General features: G+C 36.3%; 18 protein-coding genes and 1 tRNA gene. 6 read left to right on the top strand and 13 right to left on the bottom strand.

Annotated elements, in window-relative coordinates; translation table 11 throughout:
* Positions 1-262: 262 nt before the first annotated feature.
* The 8 genes from ACFFU9_RS04225 to nhaA form a co-directional block, all read right to left on the bottom strand.
* The gene (locus ACFFU9_RS04225) at positions 263-1,534 is read right to left on the bottom strand and encodes a DUF5686 family C-terminal domain-containing protein (protein WP_379860131.1); all 1,272 of its coding nucleotides are present in this window, start codon (positions 1,532-1,534) and stop codon (positions 263-265) included.
* Between the two features lie 62 nt (positions 1,535-1,596).
* The gene (frr, locus tag ACFFU9_RS04220) at positions 1,597-2,154 is read right to left on the bottom strand and encodes a ribosome recycling factor (protein ID WP_379860130.1); all 558 of its coding nucleotides are present in this window, start codon (positions 2,152-2,154) and stop codon (positions 1,597-1,599) included.
* A 49-nt stretch (positions 2,155-2,203) separates the two neighbouring features.
* A complete protein-coding gene (gene pyrH, locus ACFFU9_RS04215; RefSeq protein ID WP_379860129.1) occupies positions 2,204-2,911 on the bottom strand; it encodes a UMP kinase in 708 nt (235 codons plus the stop codon).
* Positions 2,912-3,111: 200 nt separating this feature from the next.
* A complete protein-coding gene (gene tsf / locus ACFFU9_RS04210; RefSeq protein WP_379860128.1) occupies positions 3,112-4,086 on the bottom strand; it encodes a translation elongation factor Ts in 975 nt (324 codons plus the stop codon).
* A gap of 89 nt (positions 4,087-4,175) precedes the next feature.
* Positions 4,176-4,958 carry a 30S ribosomal protein S2 gene (gene rpsB, locus ACFFU9_RS04205; RefSeq protein WP_379860127.1) on the bottom strand — a complete coding sequence of 261 codons (783 nt, stop codon included), beginning with the start codon at positions 4,956-4,958 and terminating at the stop codon, positions 4,176-4,178.
* Between the two features lie 218 nt (positions 4,959-5,176).
* On the bottom strand, positions 5,177-5,563 hold the full coding sequence (rpsI, locus tag ACFFU9_RS04200; protein ID WP_379860126.1) for a 30S ribosomal protein S9: 387 nt from the start codon (positions 5,561-5,563) through the stop codon (positions 5,177-5,179).
* A 1-nt stretch (position 5,564) separates the two neighbouring features.
* Positions 5,565-6,020, bottom strand: coding sequence for a 50S ribosomal protein L13 (rplM, locus tag ACFFU9_RS04195; protein WP_379860125.1), 456 nt, complete (start codon positions 6,018-6,020; stop codon positions 5,565-5,567).
* 285 nt (positions 6,021-6,305) lie between these two features.
* Entirely contained in the window at positions 6,306-7,628 is a 1,323-nt protein-coding gene (nhaA, locus tag ACFFU9_RS04190; RefSeq protein ID WP_379860124.1) for a Na+/H+ antiporter NhaA, read from the bottom strand.
* Positions 7,629-7,948: 320 nt separating this feature from the next.
* On the opposite strand from nhaA, the gene ACFFU9_RS04185 reads away from it, so the two are divergent.
* Entirely contained in the window at positions 7,949-9,583 is a 1,635-nt protein-coding gene (locus tag ACFFU9_RS04185) for an ABC-F family ATP-binding cassette domain-containing protein (RefSeq protein ID WP_379860123.1), read from the top strand.
* A 78-nt stretch (positions 9,584-9,661) separates the two neighbouring features.
* A complete protein-coding gene (locus ACFFU9_RS04180) occupies positions 9,662-10,462 on the top strand; it encodes an aspartate dehydrogenase domain-containing protein (RefSeq protein WP_379860122.1) in 801 nt (266 codons plus the stop codon).
* Here ACFFU9_RS04180 and ACFFU9_RS04175 read toward each other — a convergent pair.
* Complete coding sequence (locus ACFFU9_RS04175; protein ID WP_379860121.1) at positions 10,449-11,366, bottom strand: NAD(P)-dependent oxidoreductase; 918 nt, start codon at positions 11,364-11,366, stop codon at positions 10,449-10,451. The two genes, ACFFU9_RS04180 and ACFFU9_RS04175, sit on opposite strands and share 14 nt — an antisense overlap.
* Before the next feature lie 285 nt (positions 11,367-11,651).
* Between ACFFU9_RS04175 and dcm the strand changes: the two genes are divergently transcribed.
* Positions 11,652-12,896 (top strand): DNA (cytosine-5-)-methyltransferase, encoded by a 1,245-nt coding sequence (gene dcm / locus ACFFU9_RS04170; RefSeq protein ID WP_379860120.1) that lies wholly within the window; start codon positions 11,652-11,654, stop codon positions 12,894-12,896.
* On the opposite strand, the gene ACFFU9_RS04165 is transcribed toward dcm, so the two are convergent.
* Complete coding sequence (locus ACFFU9_RS04165; RefSeq protein ID WP_379860119.1) at positions 12,869-13,633, bottom strand: Eco47II family restriction endonuclease; 765 nt, start codon at positions 13,631-13,633, stop codon at positions 12,869-12,871. The two genes, dcm and ACFFU9_RS04165, sit on opposite strands and share 28 nt — an antisense overlap.
* 23 nt (positions 13,634-13,656) lie before the next feature.
* The gene (polA, locus tag ACFFU9_RS04160) at positions 13,657-16,509 is read right to left on the bottom strand and encodes a DNA polymerase I (protein ID WP_379860118.1); all 2,853 of its coding nucleotides are present in this window, start codon (positions 16,507-16,509) and stop codon (positions 13,657-13,659) included.
* Positions 16,510-17,063: 554 nt separating this feature from the next.
* On the opposite strand from polA, the gene ACFFU9_RS04155 reads away from it, so the two are divergent.
* Together ACFFU9_RS04155 and ACFFU9_RS04150 are read left to right on the top strand one after the other, a co-directional pair.
* Positions 17,064-18,302: a metallophosphoesterase gene (locus tag ACFFU9_RS04155; protein WP_379860117.1), complete on the top strand. Its 1,239-nt coding sequence runs from the start codon at positions 17,064-17,066 to the stop codon at positions 18,300-18,302.
* Between the two features lie 153 nt (positions 18,303-18,455).
* On the top strand, positions 18,456-18,752 hold the full coding sequence (locus ACFFU9_RS04150; protein WP_379860116.1) for a thioredoxin family protein: 297 nt from the start codon (positions 18,456-18,458) through the stop codon (positions 18,750-18,752).
* A gap of 56 nt (positions 18,753-18,808) precedes the next feature.
* Here the strand turns inward: ACFFU9_RS04150 and ACFFU9_RS04145 are convergent, their stop codons facing one another.
* Positions 18,809-19,486 (bottom strand): polysaccharide deacetylase family protein, encoded by a 678-nt coding sequence (locus ACFFU9_RS04145; protein ID WP_379860114.1) that lies wholly within the window; start codon positions 19,484-19,486, stop codon positions 18,809-18,811.
* Positions 19,487-19,505: 19 nt separating this feature from the next.
* Complete coding sequence (locus ACFFU9_RS04140) at positions 19,506-22,823, bottom strand: glycosyltransferase family 117 protein (RefSeq protein WP_379860113.1); 3,318 nt, start codon at positions 22,821-22,823, stop codon at positions 19,506-19,508.
* A gap of 271 nt (positions 22,824-23,094) precedes the next feature.
* Here ACFFU9_RS04140 and ACFFU9_RS04135 point away from each other — a divergent pair.
* Positions 23,095-23,167: transfer RNA gene (locus ACFFU9_RS04135), tRNA-Gln, on the top strand.
* The last annotated feature ends 210 nt before the right edge of the window (positions 23,168-23,377 follow it).

The following is a 23,377-nucleotide window of genomic DNA, read 5'->3' as shown; positions in this document are numbered from 1 at the left end:
GGAAAACCGCTGTATAAGCTTATAGTAGACCTAAAATATAGTATCATATAGATGATGCAAAAGCTAAAAATAGTGTTTAAATCGAGTTTTTTAAGATTTTTTATTAACCCTGAATTTATAAGCAGGGTCTGCTCATCATATTTTTCTCTGGTGTTGTTCTTAATATCTTAAATTAAATATCATCTAGCTCCTAGATAATTTCAAAAAGAAAGGATTACAGGCGTAAGGATTGAATCCTTTGAATGTGCATTAGAATATTTAATCACAACGTTAAATTAAACGTAAACTTAAAGGCCACATTATCGCTAAGATCTGGTAAATGATATGCGCCATAACGGTAGGTAAAACTCAGTCCGAAACCAAATAAAAGCTTGTTGATTTCGAAACCAGATTCTGTATATCCTTTTTTTAAAGATCCAAAACTAACCTCTTGGTGTTTTTCTGGATGTTGCATATCTCCAATGGCATAACGTGTTATTAAAACCAACTGGGGTTTGTAACGCTGTGAAATATTAAAAGGTTTTAAAAAATGTTTAAATTGTAAGGTGCTAAACTTATCCGAAAAAAACTCATTGAAAAACATGGTTTCAAAGCTGTTAAGACCTGCTACTGAAAACCGTTGTATAATCGTTTCTTTTCTAATATTATTAGGATAAGCATGATATAGATGCGTTAATGGTGTGTTGCCATTCGCTATTCCAGATACTAGGGTGATTTCGGAAAGATGGTTATTAATATCACCAACTTGATAAATAGTTCTAAAATCCAATTTAGAAAACCCAAAATCACTTTTTAGAACATCTTTAAAGCTTTTTGTGTATTGGATCGTGAACTTCGGATATCCTTGTTTGATTTGTTTTAGCCCAGTATTAGTGAGTTCGGCAGTATTAAATGGGTTCCACTGTAACCCTAATTTAGCAGTGCTTAAATGGAATTTGTCTAAGGTTTGGGTTCCCAATAGATAGCTATATCGATAGGTAGGGTCTATTTTGCTGACAGAAAATTCAGTTTCAGCATTTAGTTTTGCAGTAATTTGATGCTCTAATGCAATAGATTTCGTGACGTGTTTATGAAATAGATCAATATTTAGCAAGCGTGGTTCGAAAAACTGAAAGGCACGGCCATCTGTTAAGAAATTGGTGCTTCCGGTTTCTTGTAAATCGTCGGTATATGAAAAATCGATCCAGGTGTTTGTTTTTTCAGATAGTCTAAAACCACCAGCGATACTATATTTAAAACGATGGTCCTTAAAGCCATAAACGGTATAGCCGTTAATGCGAAATGTTTCTGAAAAAGCTTCATTAGTAAGCCCCCCAAGCCCTGTTCTAAGTGCTTCGTATTGATTGTATTTAACTAAATATCTTAAATCGAAATTAAAATATTTAGTAGGGAAGAAACCGTTTCCTAGTTGTTTTATAAAGGCTTTCTTTTTTATAGAATCTTGTCTGGGCTCGGTATTGAAGTTGTGCATAGACTGGGCCTCTAATAGCGTAGTCCATACAATAAAAAAAAACAGGATATAAGGTTTTACCATTCCAAAGACCAAACGTGCTAGAGGGTGAATAAAAAAGCGACATGATAAGTCGCTTTTTTAATTTATACGGTCATGATTTCTTTTTCTTTAAACTCGTAAAGCTCATCAATTTTCTTAACGTATGTATCTGTCATTTTTTGTACATCCGATTCAGCACTTTTTTTAAAGTCTTCAGAAATGTCGTCATTTTTCTTGATATCGTTATTGGCCTCTTTTCGGGCTGTTCTAACGCTTATTTTGGCATCTTCGGTTTCAGATTTAGCTTGTTTTGCTAAGTCACGTCTGCGCTCTTCAGTTAATGGCGGTACGTTAATGATTATGGTTTCGCCGTTATTCATAGGATTAAAGCCTAGATTGGCATAAGCGATACCGCGTTCAATTTCTTGTAGCATGTTTTTTTCCCAAGGTTGAACCGTAATGGTTCTACCATCGGGTGTATTTATATTGGCAATTTGTGTTAATGGGGTTTGTGACCCATAGTAGTCTACCATAACACTGCCTAGCATAGCTGGGCTCGCTTTACCTGCTCGAATGTTTGTAAATTGCTTTTCAAGATGCTTAATAGCATTATCCATAGCTTCTTTTGCACTGTCTAATATAAATGTAATATCCTCGTCCATTTTTAAAACCTTTTTTTGATCAATAAATATGCTAAAATTATGCCAGAAATTAGATGTTTACTTCAGTTCCTATTTTTTCTCCCGAAACTACTTTTAATAGATTGCCTTTTTTGTTCATATCAAAAACAATGATAGGTAATTCGTTTTCTTGGCTTAAGGTAAAAGCTGTTGTATCCATAACTTTTAGGCCCTTGCTCAACACTTCTTCAAAAGACAGGTTGTTAAACTTTATAGCTTTACTATCTTTTTCAGGGTCTACATTATAAATACCATCTACTCGTGTTCCTTTTAAAATGACATTGGCCTCAATTTCAATAGCTCTTAAAACTGCAGCAGAATCTGTAGTGAAATAGGGATTTCCAGTGCCGCCACCAAAAATTACCACACGTCCTTTGTTAAGGTGGCTCATGGCTTTTCTACGAATAAAAGGTTCGGCAACCTCATCTATTTTAATAGCGGTTTGTAAGCGGGTTTTTAAGCCGGCATCTTCTAAGGCGCTTTGTAGGGCTAAACCATTAATTACTGTGGCCAGCATGCCCATATGGTCTGCTTGTACGCGATCCATGCCATTACTGGCTCCAGAAACACCTCTAAAAATATTACCACCGCCTATTACTATAGCGACTTCAACACCTTTGTCGCTTATGGTTTTAATGTCTTGTGCATATTCTGCCAAGCGTTTTGGGTCGATACCGTATTGGCGGTCCCCCATTAAAGCTTCGCCAGATAGTTTTAGTAGTATTCTTTTGTATTTCATTCTTTTAGATATGATTTTTTCGGTTTTGTTTGCCTAAAAGCAGTCGTTCCGAAATTGAGTTGTGCAAATATAAACAATATCTTAATTTGCTGTAGCGGAATTTAAACATAAAAAACCCATCATATTTTGAAGTATGATGGGTTTTTTATGTAATGTGCTTCCCGATACCAATGTAACGGTAGCGCTGAAGTTCTTAATTATTATCCTAAAGAAGCTCTTTTGAAACCTGTAATTTCAACATCACCATAAGACGCTACGTATTTAGCGACGCTTATTTTATCATCTTTAATAAAATTTTGGTCTAATAAACATTTTTCTTGGTCTAATGTGGTGTTGTCTGAAATAAAACGTTCCATTTTACCTGGTAAGATTTTGTCCCAGATTTTTTCTGGCTTTCCTTCGGCTTTCAGTTCAGCTTTAGCGTCTTCTTCAGCTTTTTCTAAAACCTCTGGCGTAATTTGTGCCATAGAAATATATTGAGGTACGTTTTTAGGTGTTTTACCCATACGACTTCTTTCAATATTATCTTTTTCAATTTCAGCAATTCTAGCTTCAGTTTCAGAGGCAACATAAGCTGCGTCAAAACCTTTGTATGATAACGAAGTTGCTCCCATAGAAGCCACTTGCATCGCTACATCTTTTACTAAAGTCTCTGCATTATCAACTTTAGAAGATAAACCTACTAAAGCTGCAATTTTATTGATGTGCACATAAGCGCCAACATATGGTGCTTTTATTTTTTCAAAAGCTGTGATATCCAATTTCTCACCGATAACACCTGTTTGCTCGATTAATTTATCAGCAACAGTCATGTTTCCAAAACTAGCAGCTAAAAACTCTTCTTTAGTATTATAGTTTAAGGCCAATTCAGCAAGTTCATTGGCAAGTGCTACGAAATTATCATTTTTACCAACAAAGTCTGTTTCACAACCCAATACGATTGCTACCCCCTCAGTTTCGTCTGCATTTATTTTTGCAACAGCAGCGCCTTCAGAAGACTCTCTGTCGGCTCTCTTTTCTGCAACTTTCTGTCCTTTTTTACGTAAAACTTCGATAGCTTTATCGAAATCTCCACCAGCTTCTACTAAGGCTTTTTTACAATCCATCATACCTGCACCGGTAGATTGTCTCAGTTTGTTTACTTCTGCTGCTGTTATTTTTACTGTAGAATCCATATCTTATTTTAATTTAAAAAAGTCGTTAAAATTATTTCAACTAAGAAAAGAATTAAAACGACTTATTTTGTATTGTGTAATTTTATTAATTATTCTTCTTCGTCTGCGGTAACTTTTTTAGCTTTTGGCTCTTTTTCAGTCTTAGCTTTAGGTGCTTTTTCTGCATCTACAGTAGCATCTTTTTCCGCTTTACGCTCTGCTAATCCTTCAGATATTGCAGTAGTAACGTGAGTTAAAATTTTATCAATAGATTTAGAAGCATCATCATTTGCAGGGATTACATAATCAACTTGACGTGGGTCTGAGTTGGTATCTACCATTGCGAAAATAGGAATGTTTAGTTTTTGAGCTTCTTTAATCGCGATATGCTCACGCTTAATATCCACAACAAATAAAGCTCCTGGTAAACGAGTCATGTCGCTTATAGAACCTAAGTTTTTCTCTAACTTCGCTCTTAAACGATCAACTTGCAAACGCTCTTTTTTAGATAAGGTCATGAAAGTACCATCCTTCTTCATTCTATCAATAGTTGCCATTTTTTTTACGGCTTTTCTAATAGTAACAAAGTTGGTTAACATACCACCTGGCCATCTTTCTGTGATGTATGGCATGTTGATACCACCAGCTTTTTCAGCGACAATATCTTTTGCTTGTTTTTTTGTTGCAACGAATAAAATTTTACGTCCAGAATTGGCGATTTTTGCCAATGCAGCTCCAGCCTCTTCAATTTTAACCGCTGTTTTATATAGGTTTATAATATGGATGCCATTACGCTCCATATATACATAAGGCGCCATGTTTGGATCCCACTTACGTGTAAGATGCCCAAAATGTACACCTGCTTCAAGTAATTCTTTTACTTCTACTGCCATTTTTTGTGTAATAGTTTACGTTCTGTTGAATTAGCAATGCTTAAGTGGTCATTTTTTACAAATTCGCCTTAAACATTTAGATGCTAAACTAAGTCCTGTTTCCTGATAATTATAGGAAAGTCTTATGGACAACAATAACTTGTTTTATTTTTTTTGTTTTGAAATGCATTTACACAGCGATTAATATATCACAGGCAAATACAATTCGAAAGATAATATTAACGTTTAGAGAATTGGAATTTCTTACGCGCTTTCTTCTGTCCGAATTTCTTACGCTCCACCATTCTTGGATCTCTTGTTAATAAACCTTCTGGTTTAAGAGTTAGTCTGTTTTCAGCATCTACCTCACACATAGCGCGAGAAAGGGCTAAACGAACAGCTTCTGCTTGACCGGTAATACCACCTCCATATACATTTACTGTAATATCAAAGTTGCTGTCATTGTTAGTCAAAACTAATGGTTGCTTTACTTTGTACTGTAAGGTAGCTGTAGTAAAGTAATTAGCTAAGTCTTTTTTATTAATCGTAATGTTTCCGCTTCCTGCAGAAACATAAGCACGAGCAACAGCCGTCTTTCTACGGCCAATTTTGTGAATTACTTCCATTTTATTTAAATTCTTCTAGATTGATTGCTTTTGGTTTTTGTGCAGCATGTGCATGCTCTGAACCAACAACAACTGTTAAGTTTCGGAATAAATTTGCACCTAATTTGTTTTTAGGAAGCATTCCTTTTACTGATTTTTCAACAACTCTTGACGGGTCTTTCCCGAACAATTCTGCAGCTGTTAAACTTCTTTGACCACCTGGATACCCTGTGTGACGAATGTACGTTTTGTCATTCCACTTGTTTCCTGTTAAGTTGATTTTTTCTGAATTGATAACAATGACGTTATCGCCGCAATCAACATGTGGTGTGAAGCTAGGTTTGTGTTTGCCTCTTAATAGTTTTGCAACTTTTGAAGCTAAACGACCCAAAGTTTGACCATCAGCATCAACTAAAACCCACTGCTTATCTACAGTAGCTTTATTGGCTGAAATGGTTTTGTAGCTTAATGTGTCCACGTTATTATTTTTTTCTAATTAAACATTCCTCTCTTAAAAAGAGTTTGCAAATTTACGATTATATATTTGATTACCAAATAGTGTGCGCGATTTTTATAAGCAATTCTATTCTAAACGAGATTGGTTTATTCGAATGGTGTTCAGTGGGTTATGTTTTTATGGCTATCATACGGGTTCATGGTTGCATAAAAATGGTGTAGACCGTGTTATGTCTATACAAAATAAAGCCATTTTTGTTTAAAAACGAAAATGGCTTTAGATAATAAGTTGTGCTTTTTTATAATTTTATAAAGCAGTCTTCTTTCTTTGTTTGATAATGTCCATAAGTCTTAGCAAGGTATAACCTACTATTCCTGAAATTACAGAGCCTATTACAATACCCACTTTAGAAGAGTTTATAAGTACAGGGTTATCTAAAAAGGCAAGATTAGCAATAAAAATAGACATGGTAAAACCAACACCTGCAATGGCCGAAATACCAATAACATGCCTCATTTTAACGCCTGAGGGCAGTTCTGTTAATTTTAGTTTAACGCTTATGTAAGAGAATAAAGAAACACCTAGCATTTTACCAACAAATAAACTCACGGCAATATGGGCTACTAATTCATAATCTAAATGGCTGCCTCCTCCAATAGTAACACCGGCGTTTGCAAAAGCAAAAACAGGTAATATAAAATAGGCAATAAGATTGTGTAAGGCGTGTTCTAGTTGTTGAAGTGGCGAACGTACCTCAAAGGTTAAATGGATGAGCTTATTAACATAGCTCATTTCATCTTTTGTGAGCAGTTTTTTCTCTGGTTCATTAGGGGCTTTCGATATATTATCGGAAATAGTGGTTAAGTTGTTTGAAAAAGAGTTCAGGTCAATACGTCTTTTAATTGGAATGGTAAAAGCCAATAGCACACCTGCAATAGTGGGGTGAATCCCAGAGCCTAAGAATAAAAACCAAATAATAATGGCTAGAATAATCCCTATAGTAAAGGTGTATTTTCTTTTGTGATATAGTAAGCCTAAAAAGCCTATTAATAATAAGCCATATAGAATATACGACCACTCTATGTTAGTGCTATAAAAAAGAGCGATAACCAATACTGCTGCAATATCATCGATTATAGCAAAGGCTGTTAGAAATATTTTAAGACTTAAAGGCGCTCTTTTGCCCAAAGCACTTAAAACGGCTAAAGCAAAGGCGATATCCGTAGCCATAACAATACCCCAGCCAGGTTCTGTTTCTGGCGAATGGTTTAAAAACATGTAGATGGCAACAGGGGCTAACACCCCGCCTAGGGCGGCAATAAATGGAAATGCGGCCTTTTTTACGGTATTTAGCTCACCTATTAACAGTTCGCGCTTAAGCTCTAATCCTATTAGGAAAAAGAAAATAGCCATAAGCCCATCGTTTATCCAAAACAGTAAGCTTTCCTTTATTTCGAAGTTTTGGAACGATACACCTATTTCGTGCCTTAAAAGGTTCTCATAAACATGTGCAAAAGGGGAATTCGCCCATATTAATGCCAGAATCGTGGTTGATAAAAGCAGGATGCCTGCCAGGCTTCCTGTGTTGATAAATTTCTGGAACGGAGTGATAAATAGCTTTCTAATCATTTTTTAATTTAAATAAGCATATAACGTTCTAATGCTATATAGAATAAACTTAGTAAAAATACAACAGTCTGCTTTTTTTCAATATATTTTTTGATAGTTTTTCTTTATTGAAAAAAATATCTAACTAAAGGATTTGCAATTGTTTATGTTTTAGTTTTCGCAACTATATAATAGCGAGCTCTTTGTGATTTTGCTCCTCAATTTTTATTTATTTTTTATTTTTTGTTGGGGTTCTCTGTTTTCTGTTTTTCATATATTTTCGTTTAAAATGTTCATTAAAACCGCTCTTTTGTTAATTTTGCAACCTTAAAATTCATAAAATGATTTCAGTAGATAATTTAGCAGTTGAGTTTAGTGGACATACGCTTTTTAGTGACGTGTCTTTTACTATTAATGAAAACGATAAAATTGCATTAATGGGAAAAAATGGTGCAGGAAAATCGACTATGATGAAAATTATTGCTGATGAACAAAAAGCGACACGCGGGCATGTAAGATATCCTAAAGATGCTGTAATTGCTTATTTACCACAGCATTTGTTAACGGAAGATAACACCACTGTTTTTGATGAGGCGTCTAAGGCGTTTGGTCATGTATTTAAAATGCGTGATGAAATAGAGGCGTTAAACAAGGCATTGGAAACCCGAACCGATTATGAATCGGATGCGTACATGAAAATTATCGAGCGGGTATCAGATTTAGGCGAGAAATATTATGCCTTAGAAGATGTGAATTATGATGCTGAAGTTGAAAAGGCTTTAAAAGGGTTGGGCTTTAAAGCTGAAGATTTTACCCGATTAACCAACGAGTTTAGTGGCGGATGGCGTATGCGTATTGAATTGGTTAAAATCTTACTTCAAAAACCAGATTTGATTTTATTGGATGAGCCTACCAATCATATTGATATCGAATCGGTGATTTGGTTAGAGGATTTTTTATTGCATAAAGCCAAGGCCGTTATGGTTATATCTCACGATAAAGCTTTTATTGATAATATTACAAACAGGACTATAGAGGTTACAATGGGGCGTATTTATGATTATAAAGCCCATTATTCGCATTATTTGCAATTGCGTGATGAGCGCAGGGCACATCAAATAAAAGCGTATCAAGAGCAGCAAAAATTTATTGCCGAAAATAGGGCGTTTATAGAACGCTTTAAAGGCACGTATTCAAAAACCAATCAAGTTACATCTCGCGAGCGTATGCTAGAAAAATTGGAGATTATTGAAATCGATGAAGTAGATTCTTCTGCTTTAAGACTGCGTTTTCCTCCCACCATCCGCTCTGGAGATTACCCTGTAACAGTTAAAGATGTTTCAAAATCTTATGATGCGCACGTGGTTTTTAAAAACGCAAATATGTCTATTTCTAGAGGGGAGAAAGTGTGTTTTGTTGGGCGTAATGGCGAAGGGAAGTCTACCATGTTAAAAGCCATTTTAGGCGAACTAAAAGTGGAAGGCACATGCCAATTGGGACACAATGTAAAAGTGGGGTATTTTGCCCAAAATCAAGCAGCCTTGCTGGATGAAGGTTTAACCGTTTTTCAAACAGTAGATGAAGTTGCTAAAGGAGATGTTAGGACTCAAGTTAAAAATATATTAGGGCGCTTTATGTTTAAAGGGGATGATATAGATAAAAAAGTAAGCGTGCTTTCTGGTGGTGAAAAAACCAGATTGGCCATGGTGAAATTATTATTAGAGCCTGTTAATTTACTGATACTTGACGAGCCCACCAATCACTTGGATATTAAATCTAAGGATGTGTTAAAGGAGGCTTTATTAGACTTTGATGGTACATTAATACTCGTGTCGCACGATCGGGACTTCTTGCAAGGGCTGTCTAAAAAGGTATTTGAATTTAAGGACCAAAGGGTTATCGAGCATTTTGAAACGATTGACGACTTCTTGGTTAGAAACAGGATAGAGCATTTAAAAGCTATAGACTTAAATTAAGTATTTTTTTCTTACGTAAAATAACTCGAAAGGTTAATCCATTGGCTTTTAATTTAAAAAAGCTATATGTTTGCCTTTATGAGAAAAAAAACATTAGCCATTGTAGGTTGCGGGGGACTTGCAAGCATAGTAGTACAAGCCTTAGATAAAGGCTTATTGCCCGATTTTCAAATTATTGGTACGTATTCCAGAACTTTTGATAAAGCTCAGGTTTTTTCGAACCACATTAATAACACCGATAGAGGATATACATGTACACCTTGTCATTCTCTTGACGAGTTGCTTAAACTTAAACCAGATTATGTTGTAGAAGCATCTTCTCCAGATTCTTTAAAGGAACTGGCGTTACCAACCCTAAGGAACGGAACATCTATAGTAACGATTTCTATAGGGGGGCTTGCGGATACTGCCTTTTATGAAGAGGTTAAAAAAACAGCTTTGGAACACGGTACCCGAGTTCACATTGCATCTGGTGCCGTTGGAGGATTTGATGTGTTAAGAACCGTATCTTTAATGGAGGAGAGCGAAGTGACTTTTGAATCTACAAAGTCACCGCGAGCCATGAGATATAGCCCAGTGTACGATCCTATTATCGAAACTCAAGAACACACTTCTTTTGAAGGGAGTGCGGTAGAGGCCATTGCGCTTTTTCCAAGGCAAGTAAATGTTTCTGTAGCGGCCGCGTTGGCATCAACAGGGCCAGAGAACGTTAAGGTTTCCATTAAAACCATTCCAGAATTTGTTGGCGATAATCATCGTATAGAAATTAAAAGCCAGGAAATTCATGCCGTTTTAAACATTTATAGTCAAACGGCAAGAATCGCTGGCTGGAGTATTGTTAATACGTTGCGAAATATTACTTCGCCTATTGCGTTTTAGCGTACTCGGCAAAATTCGCCAGTACTTTTTCGCTTAATCTGCGAAAAGCTTGGCGCGTGCGTCCGGTAGAAACGTTCATACAGTTTACGTTAGGATATTTTAGATATGCTTCTCCACCTAGTGCGGGAATGGTATCGCAATACACCAGGTTGTCTCCTGTTTTTAGCCACTTTTCAAAAGGTTCGGCGTCCCAAGCAGGAGACAGGCCTGTATTGAATAAGATTTTATTATTTCCTAAATGCTCAAATTCTGCTTCGTGCAGTAAGATGGTGTTTTTATTTAAACATGTAATAACCACTTCACTTTCTGCTAGCAGTTGCTTTAAAGGTAAAAAACGATAGCCTTTTGCTTTAGCGTCTTCTTTTTCACTACGAGCGAAATAAGAAATATCGGCACCTAAAAAGGCAAGTGCATCGGCATTCATGCCACCCGATTTGCCTAAGCCTACAACTCCTACTTTTAAACCTGTAATTTCACGTGCAACACCATCCCATGGTTTTCTTTGTTTACCATCAGGTGTGGTTCCAAAACCATGCAAGCACCTTACGAGTTCGCTTATTATATATTCTACAACACCTTCATCGCCATAATCGCGTACCCCTGTAACGGTTATGCCGCGTGAGTTGGCATAATGAATATCTACATTGGCGCTTTCTGGGTTATACAGAGAGCAACACATGGCAATGTATTTTATATTAGGACAACGTTCTAGAATGTCGCGCCCCAAATTGGTTTTGTAGCTTACCAAAACGCCATCGGCATCTCCAATACGCGCTACAACCTCATCTGCACTACTTGGCATATCCTCATGCAATATAAGCGTTTCTGTAAAAGACTCTAATGCTTTATTCGCAGACGGAATCAGTTCCAAAGGCTCAATGCCCACAAGTTTCTTGAAAATCATATGTTTATATTTATAAATATTTAGAAAGTTCGTAACATAACCATTATATCTTTATTGAGGAAGTTTTTAGCTTAAATTTAATGTTTGGGAGAGGTAGGGGAGTGGGTTTGTAGTTCGGAATTTATAATATGTCTTGGATAGATGAGAGTTTTTATGAATTTTCATATATCCATTTTTATAGTTTGAATTTATGCTCATAAGATTTAAATAATTTTTTAGAAAAAAGATTATAATTAATAGTAAATTATTTTTTAAATTTGTAACCATTGTTTAATGTTGTGTAATATGGTTACAGAAAAATATTATTCGCTTTCTGAAGCGGCAGAAATTCTTGGAAAAAGTAAAGAAACTTTACGTAGATGGGATAGAGAAGGGAAGCTTCATGCTTTAAGGGAGCCAATAAGTGAATACAGAGTTTACAAAAGAGAGGATATTAATTTTCTTTTAAAACCATTATTTGATGAACTTGATATTGAAACGGATAATTCAGAAGCCCCTATAAAAGAGTTTAAAGTTTTAGAGTTGTTTGCGGGAGCAGGAGGCTTAGCCATAGGGCTAGAGAAGGCTGGAATTAGCTGTGTTGCATTAAATGAAATGGATAAATGGGCCTGCCAGACTTTAAGGGAAAATCGGCCGCATTGGAATGTGCTTGAGGGTGATATTAAATCCTTTAATTTTGAAAAGTATAGGGGAGAAGTTGATATTGTTACTGGTGGGTTTCCGTGTCAGGCATTTAGTTATGCAGGAAAAAGGTTGGGCTTAGAAGATGCTAGAGGAACTTTATTTTATGAATTTGCTCGAACCGTAAAAGAAGTAAATCCGCCAATTTGTATTGGTGAAAACGTAAAAGGTCTTTTGTCTCACGAAAAAGGCGAAACATTAAAAGGCATGATTTCAATCCTTAATGAAATAGGCTATAATGTTGTTCCAGTAAAAGTTTTGAAAGCCATTAACTTTAAAGTTCCACAAAAACGTGAGCGTTTAATCTTGGTTGGTATTAGAAAAGATATTGATGTGAAATATGAATACCCAAGACCTTATCAATCTATTTATAATTTGTCTGATGCCTTGAAAAAAGGCAAATTATATGATACTGATGTTCCTAAATCTGAAGGTTCAAAATATCCACAACATAAGAAGGACGTGTTAGATTTAGTGCCGCCAAAAGGTTATTGGAGAGATTTGCCGTTAGAGTTACAAAAAGAATATATGGGCAAGAGTTTTTATTTAGGAGGCGGAAAAACAGGAATGGCAAGAAGAATAGGCTGGGACGAGCCAAGTTTAACATTAACCTGTAGTCCTGCACAAAAACAAACTGAAAGATGTCATCCAGATGAAACACGACCTTTTACTGTGCGTGAGTATGCTCGAATTCAAACGTTTCCGGACGATTGGAAATTTGCAGGTTCAATTTCTCAACAATACAAGCAGATTGGAAATGCTGTACCTTGTAATTTGGGAAAGGAGATAGGGTATTCTGTTATAAAATTTCTTAATGATTATTATTTAAGTTTATCAAAACCTAAGTAATAGTTGTAATTTTCAAATGTAATTTCATCTAAGATACTTCTCTTTGAGATTTCTGAGCTAGATTTAATTTCTTGTAGTGCTGAGTTGTTATCAGATGCTTCATTCTTAATGCTATTTAAATAATCAGAAATGGCTATTGGTAAAATTTTATATAATTCGAAAAGAGCATTTTCTTTTCCTGTAAGCAATTTATAAAATTGATCGCCAGAAATTTTATTTACCCTGCTATGGCTGTACTCCTTACCATTAATGTCACTAAACCATTTTTCGTTAAAACTACTTTTAGCTAAAATTTGAACCCAATAGCATTGCGCTTGTTTGTAAGTATCAGCATAGGTTGCTAATTTTTGAAATAAACTTTCGGCAGAACTACTGTTCATGGTGTTATGTTTGTTTTTAATATCAGCAAAAAGGGTGTCGTCTGAAGCTTTGATATCAAAGCCACTAAAATTTCCAATTTCAAAACCATCCACACCTCCTAAAATCTGTTCATGAAAAGTTCCAATAGAATTGTTTATTGATTTATCAATTTGTCTATTTATTTCTGTTTTTATAAGAGTTATTTCATCAAGCTCATTAAAACTGGCATCAAAAGTGAGTTTCACGATATCAATTTTATTTGTATAAAACTTTCTCTTACTAACGTTGGCTTTTGCTCTTAAATATGAGTTATGAAGATTTTTGATACAGAGCATAAGATGCTCATCCGTTATGTAACTCAAGTATTTGTTTGCCATAGTATTTATTATTTGTATTAAGATTAATGCGCCTCCAACCAATCCGCTCCAGTTCCCAAATCCACATCAAGCGGCACGTCTAACTTATAAGCATTCTCCATTTCGGTTTTAACAAGGGTTTTAATGGTTTCCAATTCAGGTTTATACACATCAAAAACCAACTCATCATGTACTTGTAGGAGCATTTTAGTTTTATATTGCCCGTCTTGAAGTTTATTGTAGATGTTAATCATGGCTATTTTAATAATATCGGCAGCACTTCCTTGAATGGGCGCGTTTACGGCGTTGCGTTCTGCTGCACCACGCACTACGGCATTTCGGGAATTGATATCTTTTAAATAGCGTCTGCGCCCTAAAACGGTTTGTACATAACCGTTATCGCGTGCAAAATCGACCTGCTGGCTAATATACCCCCGTAATTTAGGATAGGTCGCATAATAGGTGTCAATCAGCTCTTTGGCTTCACTTCGGGATAAATCGGTTTGGTTGCTCAATCCAAAAGCGGAAACGCCATAAATAATACCGAAATTCACCGTTTTGGCATTGCTACGTTGTTCGCGGGTTACTTCATCTAAAGGCACATTAAATACTTTGGAAGCGGTAGAAGCATGAATATCCTCGCCGTTTTTAAAGGCGTTGATCATGTTTTCTTCTTTGCTCAAAGCTGCGATAATACGCAGTTCTATTTGTGAATAATCGGCAGCCAGTAAGATGTAATCTTCATTTCTTGGAATAAAGGCTTTACGTACTTGGCGTCCGCGCTCCGTTCTAATAGGGATGTTCTGTAAGTTTGGGTTATTACTACTTAAACGTCCAGTAGCAGCAACGGTTTGCATATAATCGGTATGGACTCTTCCTGTTAAGGGTTCTATTTGTGTAGGTAGGGCATCTATGTACGTGCTTTTTAATTTAGACAAGGCTCTAAACTCCAAAATATGTTGAATGATATCGTGGTCTTTCGCCAAATAACTTAAAATATCTTCACCCGTAGCGTATTGTCCTGTTTTGGTTTTCTTTGGCTTATCGACCAATTTCATTTTGTCAAATAAAATATCGCCCAACTGTTTAGGGGATGCGATGTTGAATGCTTCGCCAGCTGCCGTATAAATAGTGGTTTCTAAGGTTTTGATATCTTTATCAAGCTGTTCTGATAAGGAATTTAAAAACGTTTCATCTAAATTAATGCCTTCTAACTCCATAGCCGCTAACACACGAAGCAATGGAATTTCAATGTCATCAAATAATTTTTGGGTATTGGCTTCGCCTAATTCATTTTGAAAATGTTCTTTAAGCTGAAGGGTAATATCGGCATCTTCCACCGCATATTCGGTTTGTTTTTCCAATGCCACGCTTCGCATGGATAATTGGTTTTTTCCTTTTTTTCCAATTAAAGCTTCAATAGAAATAGGGGTGTAATTTAAATACGTTTCGGCTAAAACATCCATATTATGCCGCATATCTGCATTAATTAAATAATGCGCTAACATGGTGTCAAACAGTTTGCCTTTTACTTCAATATTGTATTTCGCTAAAACTTTAATATCGTATTTTAAATTCTGGCCCACTTTTTCGATGGCTTCATTCTCAAAAAACGGGCGCAACTGCTCTATAAGTTCTTGGGCTTCGTCTCTGTTTTCGGGAAAAGGCAGATAAAAACCTTTGCCCACTTCCCAAGAAAATGCAATGCCTACCAACTCTGCTGTTAGCGGGTTTAAGCCTGTGGTTTCGGTGTCAAAACACACACTGGTTTGAGCCATTACGTTTTTTAAGAATAATTTGGTGCCTATGCCAGGCGCAACACTTTGATAAAAATGTGAGGTGTTTTCTGCTGTTTTTCGAACATGTTCCGGTGTGTGTTCTATTGCTTCAGATGGGTCGCCGCCAAACAACGAAAACTGTCCTTCGCCAGCAGCGCCTTGTGCTTTAGGTGTTGTTTTTACCTCAGGTTTTCCTGTGGCATTGTCGGATGGATTGCTGGCCGAAACCTCCGCTTCTACAGAAAATGTTTTTAAGAAATTGTCCGTTAATCTTCTAAATTCCAAATCTTGAAAAATAGCCACTACTTTTTCAGTATCCGGTTGTTCCAACTCAAAATCTTTGGCATTAAATGTTACAGGAACATCTAGCATAATGGTGGCCAGCTTTTTAGAGAGCATGCCTAAATCTTTAGCAGCTTCTATTTTTTCCTTCATTTTTCCCTTTAGCTCGTGCGTGTTTGCTAAAAGATTTTCCATGCTGCCGTACTGCGCTATAAACTTTTTGGCTGTTTTTTCGCCTACACCAGGTAAACCAGGGATATTATCACTAGAATCGCCCATCATGCCTAAAAAATCTATAACCTGCATGGGGTCTGTGACTTCAAATTTTTTCTGTACTTCTGGTATGCCCCAAGTTTCGTAACCGCCACCAAAAACAGGGCGGTACATAAAGATGTTTTCGGTTACCAGTTGTGCGAAATCCTTATCGGGTGTTACCATAAACGTTTTATAGCCTTCTTTTTCCGCTTGACGGGAAAGCGTGCCAATAACATCATCGGCCTCGTAACCTTCCTTAACCATAATGGGAATGTGCATGGCTTCAAGAATTTTACAAATATGGGGAACGGCCGTTTTGATGCCTTCGGGCGTTTCATCTCTATTGGCTTTATAGGCTTCAAACATTTCCACACGGTCGGCACTACCGCCTTTGTCAAAACAAACCGCCAAATGGTCTGGGCGCTCTCGTTTAATAACATCTAAAAGTGAATTCATAAAGCCCATGATGGCAGAGGTGTCTTCGCCTTTCGAATTGATTCTTGGATTTTTTATGAAGGCATAATAGCCACGGAAAATTAAAGCGTAAGCATCTACTAAAAAAAGACGTTTTTGGTCTGACATTTTGTTGGTTTTGATGGAATTTCAAAATTACAAAAAGTTAAGCGTTATATAGAAAAAAAGTGACCTCCTATAGAACTGGAATTAATACGCATGCGTTTTTCTTCAAAACCTAAATTTGGGTTAATAGCAATATGCGCCAACATCCACCATTTTACCAAAAACGCCCAATAAGCTGGTGCCGATAGTGCTGGGTTACGTTTTAGATTTTCCCACTAGTGGCATAATGTTTTCTATGAATTAACAAAAGAGCGGGACATGTTATCTGTTGTGGTTGTTGTGTTATAAAAACCTATGAAGGAGGTTTTGTATGCATTAGAGTTTTATGGACGGTATTGCTTTTTAATAACAGGTACTAAGGTGGATGCCTTGCCACAGGCTTCCATAGTTCGTTCTAAGTGTTTTAATGAACCCAAAAAACGATTTCTGATAAAGATTGAATAAGGCAACTTGTTGATATCCTGATGGCCAATAACTCATAAGGTACCGTTAAAATGGTAGAGTCAAAAACTATGAGAACCTAAAAACAATTACCTTTGCAGCCAAAAAAAAGAAATATGCTTCGTTGGGTTGTGTTCCTTGTTATCTATATCATCATAGATCTGTATGCTTATCAGGCACTTAAAACACTTGTTAGAAATCATTGGGTTTTGGGGATGTACTGGCTTATTTCTATTGCCGTTATTGGAAGTTTTATTGGGCATTATTATGGTTTTAATCGAAGAGAAGGTTTAAGCAATGCCCATGCTTATGCGTTTGGGTTTTTAGTCATGGTATTAGTGCCTAAAATGGTTTTGTTATTGGTGATGTTTGGAGAAGATGTTGTTAGGATTCCGCAGGCACTTTATCGTTACTTTACTGAAGGACGTGCAGCAAAAGGAGACTATCTACCCTCTAGAAGGCACTTTATAAGTAAAATAGCTTTAGGTGTGGCGGCCATTCCATTAGCATCTATTATTTATGGCATTTATAAAGGGAGGTATAATTATAAAGTATTGAAATACAGTCTGTATTTTGAAGATTTGCCTGAAGCGTTCGATGGTTATAAGCTCACTCAAATTAGTGACATTCATTCTGGGAGTTTTGATGATATGGAAAAAGTTGAGTATGCCGTAAACTTAATCAATGAACAACAAAGTGATGTTATTTTTTTTACCGGTGATATTGTTAATAATAAAACAGAGGAGTTAGTGCCTTATAAAAATGTTTTCAATAAAATGAAGGCGCAAGATGGTTTGTTTTCGGTTTTAGGAAATCATGATTATGGCGATTATGTGTCTTGGGAATCTGAAGCAGCAAAACATCAAAATTTGGAAGATTTAAAAGCGCTTCAAAAAGAAATAGGCTTTGATTTGTTGTTGAATGAAAGTCGGTTTATTGAAAGAGGCGAGGAACGCCTGGCATTGGTTGGTGTTGAAAATTGGGGTACAGGAGGCTTTAAAACCGCTGGAGATTTAAAACTAGCCTCTAAAAACATTGCTAAAAACGACTTTAAGATATTGCTAAGTCATGATCCTACCCATTGGGATAAAAAAGTGATTCAAGACGATTACCATTATCACTTAACGTTAAGCGGGCATACGCATGGTATGCAATTTGGGATAGAAATTCCGGGCTGGTTTAAATGGAGCCCAGCAAAATGGCGCTATAAGCATTGGGCTGGTATTTATAAAGAAATGGGGCAGTATTTAAACGTGAACAGGGGTTTTGGTTATTTGGCCTTTCCTGGCCGTGTGGGAATCTGGCCAGAAATAACGGTTATAGAACTTAAAAAAGGAAAAGAAAATAGATCCTAAATCTGGTGAAATAAAATTTTAATTTTTCGTGGTTTTTTTATACATTAGGCACGGTCTCAGTACTGCATACAAGTTGATTTTATTGACTCTTAGCTAAACACGAAAAAAATTGTGTAGGTTTGTAGTATGCATTTGACTAATAAACAATAATATATGTCAAAATTTGGAGAACTTATAGATGAGGAAATTCCTGTTTTATTAGATTTTTTTACAGATAGGACTGATCATTCTAATATTATGCACGGCGTGTTGAGAGATGTGGCTGCGGCACTTGGTGATAAAGCAAAGGTTATAAAAATTGATGTTGAAAAAAACAAGCAGCTTGCAGAAGCATTGCGTGTAAAAACTTTACCAACCTTAATTGTTTATAAGCATGGTGATATGAAATGGCGCCAAAGTGGAGAGCAGGATGCTAATACGCTTATAAATATTATACAGCAGTATATTTGAATTGCTGTAAATACTACGTGTTACCGTGCATAAATCTTTCGTTATTTTAGATTTTTTTATTTTATAGACTCAAACGAGTACCCGCGTTTACTAAAATAATCTAATACCTTTGGTAGTGCATACATCATGTTTTTAGATGCTTTTTTGCTATCGTGAAACACAATAATGCTTCCGTTTGAAGTTTTATTAATAACACGTTTTGCACAGGTTTCTGGGCTTACCGATGCATCCCAGTCAAATGACAGTATGTCCCACATAATGATTTTGTAACCTAGAGCCCGTAATCTTCGACCTTGCTTAGGCTTTATTCGGCCATAAGGCGGACGGAAAAGAAGAGGGTTGTGCCATTCTTGATCGTTAAGTCTAACACCCGTTTCATGTTTTGAGAAATAAGATTGGAGAACAGCATGGGTTTTTTCAATACTTCTTAAGTATTCTTTCGTTTTGGTTTTCCATCCATTTAAATGGTTGTGCGTATGGTTTCCGATAGTGTGCCCGTCTTTTAAAATAGTTTTAAACACCTCAGGGTGTTTTTCTGCATTATCTCCAATACAGAAAAAAGTGGCTTTAGCATGATATTGCTTTAAGACGCTTAAAGTCCAGTTGGTAATTTCGGGTGTAGGGCCATCATCAAACGTTAGATAAATGGTTTTTTTAGCGGTAGAGAGGTTCCAAGTATAGTTTGGGAATAACTTCTTTACCGCTAAAGGTGTTTTAGTAGGGATTAAGGACATGCCTTAGTCAATTTAAAATTTAATTGGCGTCGTCGTTTATATTAAGAATGCTGCTGTCTTCTACAGGAGCTTCTAAAGTATCATTTTCGGGTAAAGGTGCACGGTCTTCTTCACCCATAAAATGAGTGAATAGCGAAAGGTTATTGTTAAATGTATCGCTTTCGGTTTGTGCAAACTCTCTATCGTAGCGCATAAGAATGTCTACCAAGCTTTTGTAACGTTGAATATCTGTATAAATCTCTTCAAATAGTCTTTCTTGGTTTTTTACTTTTAAGCCACTGTAGTATAACAGATTTTCTTGATACTTATTAGCGACTTCTTTATAAAGTTTTCTTGCTTTTTCTGTAGCCCCTACTTCATAATAGGAATTGATATAAGGCTCTAAGAGGGTGTAAAAACCAAAATATTCTACAGGCATATTGATCATGGCTATGTCTGCAATTTCTTCAGCTTTATCTAATTGATTTTCATTGATTAATTTTTCTATTAATCTTGCTAAATTACCACGATACGTAATGGAGTTTTTACGCGTTTCTGTATCATGATAGATGTCTGGGCTACCACTATTGCCCCAATCCCAGTTTTTAACTTTTTCATACATAATATCGGAGTCTACTCGCCCCATATCAAACGGATTTGCGCGATCTACAGCCGTTTTAATAGGAACTAACTTGTAGCACATGCCGTCTAGTTGCAAGTAGTCTTTCATCCAAATATAATCATCATCACCAAAACTGCCCCCTGTAAAATATATAGGACGTTTCCATTCGTTATTGGCCACAATATCGAGCATTAAAAGGCGGTTTTTATAAATAGCGCTTTCTTTTATTCTGATGTCGATATGCGATACGATTTTATCTGCATCTTCTGGTTTTACAATGCCGTATTTTAATGCATTTTCTTTATTTACAGGAAGTCTTAAGTGCTCGGTAGGTAAATAGCTTGCATTTAAATCTTGACTTCTAATAGCAGATACATCTACACCTTGTTGTTCTAAGGCGTACTTATATTTGGTTTTTGGGTTTTTGCTAACTACAAAGTTTAAAAAGTCCTTAACGTCTAAGGTGTCTTGTGTTATGGCGTCTTTTATAACATAATCATTGGTACCATATTTGTAATCGAAGTGCGTAAGCTGTGAAGGTATGGGCTCGCTTTCGTAAGCTTGGCGCTTCATTTGATCGATGTACCAATCGGTTTGAAATAAACTGGTATTTATAATGCGTACATCCGTTCTGTAGCCCTCAATTTCTTGAGCGTACCAAAGCGGGAAGGTGTCATTATCGCCTATGGTAAATAGGATGGCATTTTCGGCACAGGAATCCAGATACATTTTCGCCATGGCTTGGGCGGTGTATTTTCCTGAACGGTCGTGATCGTCCCAATTGTTAGCAGCCAAAATTCCTGGTACTAATATTAAGCAAACAACTGTGGCTAAAGGGCCTGCGAGTTTAGCGGACATGTATTTTTTGATGGTTTCAAATATGGCATACACACCAAAACCGATCCAAATGGCGTAGACGTAGAAGGAGCCCACCACAGAATAATCGCGTTCACGAGGTTCAAAAGGCCTTACGTTGGTGTACACTTGAATGGCAATTCCTGTAAAAAGGAAAAAAACCAACATGACCCAGAACAGTTTTTTGTCTTTATTGAACAAAAAGAATAACCCGATTAGTCCTAAGATAAAAGGTAAAAAATAGTAGGTGTTTCTTGCCTTGTTGTTTTTAACGTCGCTTGGGAGGTTGTCTTGGGAGAAGCCTAGTAGCTTTTCGTCTATAGGTTTGATGCCGCTTATCCAATTGCCGTGATTATCGTACCTGCCTTGGATGTCGTCTTGTCGTCCTGTGAAATTCCACATAAAATAACGCCAGTACATATAGCCCAACTGGTATTCTACCATGTATGTGATGTTTTGCCACAAGGATGGTTTTTGAATATCGATATAGCTTTTAAACTTCTTTAAAAAGTTATTGTAATCTTGATAATCCACGTTGCCTTTTTGCACATTGCTTTTGAAATCTGAAATGGCGGTTCGCAACTGGTTTTCCATTTGATATTCTGGTTTTAACTTAAAGTCTAAAAAACCCGAGAACATCATGTAGTTTTCAGCATGTTCTGTGCTCCACATTCTAGGTAAAAAAGAAGCATGCTTAGAGTTGTAGTTTTGTTTAGCATTTTTAAAATCGTTTACGATAACATACTTACCTTTTTCTTCATCTTTTTCATATTTAGGTTTATCATCGATATAAGGGTTTTTGTCGTCTAAATACGCATACTGATCTGTGAATTGCGGGCCATAAAACAAATGGGTTTCAGGATACTGCTCTAAGTTGTAATAGGCTAATAGCTCGCGAGCACTAGAAGGATTGTTTTCATTGATTACAACGTCGGCATTGGCACGTATAGGAAGCATTAACCAACTGGAGAAACCAATAATAACGAAAGTGATACACAATATACCTGTGTTGAGGTGGATGTACTCTTTTTTTCTGGTGTATCGCAAGCCGTAATGGATAGCGGCAACTACAACTATACCGGCAATAATGGATCCCGAGTTAAAGGGCATTCCAATAGTGTTCACGAAAAATATTTCGAATACACTAAAAAGCTCGAGAATATTTGGGGCCAATAGTTTAAAAACGAATAGCAAAATACCAACGGATACGACATTGGCTATGATGAAATTTTTAACAGTAATCGTTTTGTAATTTTTAAAGTAATATACCAGTCCAATAGCCGGAATGGTTAGTAAACCCATAAAATGGACTCCAAAGGAGAGCCCGATAACAAACGAAATTAAGATAAGCCAACGATTGCCACGAGGTTTATCCATGTCTTGTTCCCAACGTAAGCCTAACCAAAATAAAGCAGACATGATTAATGTGGCCATGGCATAAACTTCTGTTTCTACAGCATTGAACCAAAAAGAATCGGTAAACGTAAAAGCCAAACTGCCTACAAAAGCACTTCCTAAAATAGCCACCGCTTTGTCTTGAGTTACTATTTCTTCGCCTCCAGCTAGTTTTTTTAAAAGTATGGTTAGGGTCCAGAACATAAAAAGAATGGTGAACGCGCTTGCAAAGGCACTCATCATATTCATCATAAAACCTATTTGTGAAGGCTCTAGGGCAAACGAAGTGAAAAAAGCGCCCAACATTTGGAAAAACGGTGCTCCTGGAGGATGTCCTACTTGAAGTTTTGCTGCAGTAAGGATGTATTCTCCTGCATCCCAAAAGCTTACTGTAGGCTCTACGGTTAAGCTATATACGGTAAGCGCTATTAAAAAAGTGAACCATCCTAAAATGGTATTCCATTTCTTAAAATTGAAATCTTTCATGTATCGGTGTGTCTATTAAAATGGTCTTATAAAGCATCCGTTTTACGGTATTTGCAAAGGGTTATCTTGCGAGCACGGTAACATGTGATGTGCAGGATTATAAAAAGGATAAGCTATAGTTCGTTTTATTTGTTAATTTACTCTGGCGAATTTACTAATAAATACTAAATTTTGTATGTTTTTAAGTAAAGCTTAAGTTTTTTGAAATTTTTTAGTCAAAATGTTTGCTTAAATAAAACTTTATACTAAATTTGCACGCTCAAACGTATATTGGCCTATGGTGTAACTGGCAACACGTCTGGTTTTGGTCCAGAAGAGTCTAGGTTCGAGCCCTAGTAGGCCAACAAGAGAATAAAAGTCCTTGCTTTAAAAAAAAGTAAGGACTTTTTATTTTTAGGACTATTGAGAATAGGCTTATTTTAATTCTATTTCTATAAACCTTCCATGATGCTGGATCAAGTCATAAAGTTGTGGGATTTTAAGATTATGCATAAATTGTTGTAAGTCTATATAGGAAGAACTCTACGTTTCTAACCCCTCTGAACTGCGCTCTA

Source organism: Mariniflexile ostreae, assembly GCF_042427585.1.
GTDB classification, from domain to species: Bacteria; Bacteroidota; Bacteroidia; order Flavobacteriales; family Flavobacteriaceae; genus Pseudalgibacter; species Pseudalgibacter ostreae.
This window is presented reverse-complemented; position numbering and strand designations above follow the sequence as displayed.

What these genes read in the sequence shown, in the direction of transcription:
- rpsB (WP_379860127.1), bottom strand. Translation starts at nt 4,958, where the DNA reads ATGGCAGTAGAAGTAAAAGAATTACTTGAAGCAGGTGTACATTTTGGG.
- pyrH (WP_379860129.1), bottom strand. Translation starts at nt 2,911, where the DNA reads ATGAAATACAAAAGAATACTACTAAAACTATCTGGCGAAGCTTTAATG.
- ACFFU9_RS04150 (WP_379860116.1), top strand. Translation starts at nt 18,456, where the DNA reads ATGTCAAAATTTGGAGAACTTATAGATGAGGAAATTCCTGTTTTATTA.
- ACFFU9_RS04225 (WP_379860131.1), bottom strand. Translation starts at nt 1,534, where the DNA reads ATGGTAAAACCTTATATCCTGTTTTTTTTTATTGTATGGACTACGCTA.
- ACFFU9_RS04185 (WP_379860123.1), top strand. Translation starts at nt 7,949, where the DNA reads ATGATTTCAGTAGATAATTTAGCAGTTGAGTTTAGTGGACATACGCTT.
- rpsI (WP_379860126.1), bottom strand. Translation starts at nt 5,563, where the DNA reads ATGGAAGTAATTCACAAAATTGGCCGTAGAAAGACGGCTGTTGCTCGT.
- polA (WP_379860118.1), bottom strand. Translation starts at nt 16,509, where the DNA reads ATGTCAGACCAAAAACGTCTTTTTTTAGTAGATGCTTACGCTTTAATT.
- ACFFU9_RS04140 (WP_379860113.1), bottom strand. Translation starts at nt 22,823, where the DNA reads ATGAAAGATTTCAATTTTAAGAAATGGAATACCATTTTAGGATGGTTC.
- ACFFU9_RS04175 (WP_379860121.1), bottom strand. Translation starts at nt 11,366, where the DNA reads ATGATTTTCAAGAAACTTGTGGGCATTGAGCCTTTGGAACTGATTCCG.
- nhaA (WP_379860124.1), bottom strand. Translation starts at nt 7,628, where the DNA reads ATGATTAGAAAGCTATTTATCACTCCGTTCCAGAAATTTATCAACACA.
- ACFFU9_RS04165 (WP_379860119.1), bottom strand. Translation starts at nt 13,633, where the DNA reads ATGGCAAACAAATACTTGAGTTACATAACGGATGAGCATCTTATGCTC.
- ACFFU9_RS04145 (WP_379860114.1), bottom strand. Translation starts at nt 19,486, where the DNA reads ATGTCCTTAATCCCTACTAAAACACCTTTAGCGGTAAAGAAGTTATTC.
- tsf (WP_379860128.1), bottom strand. Translation starts at nt 4,086, where the DNA reads ATGGATTCTACAGTAAAAATAACAGCAGCAGAAGTAAACAAACTGAGA.
- ACFFU9_RS04180 (WP_379860122.1), top strand. Translation starts at nt 9,662, where the DNA reads ATGAGAAAAAAAACATTAGCCATTGTAGGTTGCGGGGGACTTGCAAGC.
- dcm (WP_379860120.1), top strand. Translation starts at nt 11,652, where the DNA reads ATGGTTACAGAAAAATATTATTCGCTTTCTGAAGCGGCAGAAATTCTT.
- frr (WP_379860130.1), bottom strand. Translation starts at nt 2,154, where the DNA reads ATGGACGAGGATATTACATTTATATTAGACAGTGCAAAAGAAGCTATG.
- ACFFU9_RS04155 (WP_379860117.1), top strand. Translation starts at nt 17,064, where the DNA reads ATGCTTCGTTGGGTTGTGTTCCTTGTTATCTATATCATCATAGATCTG.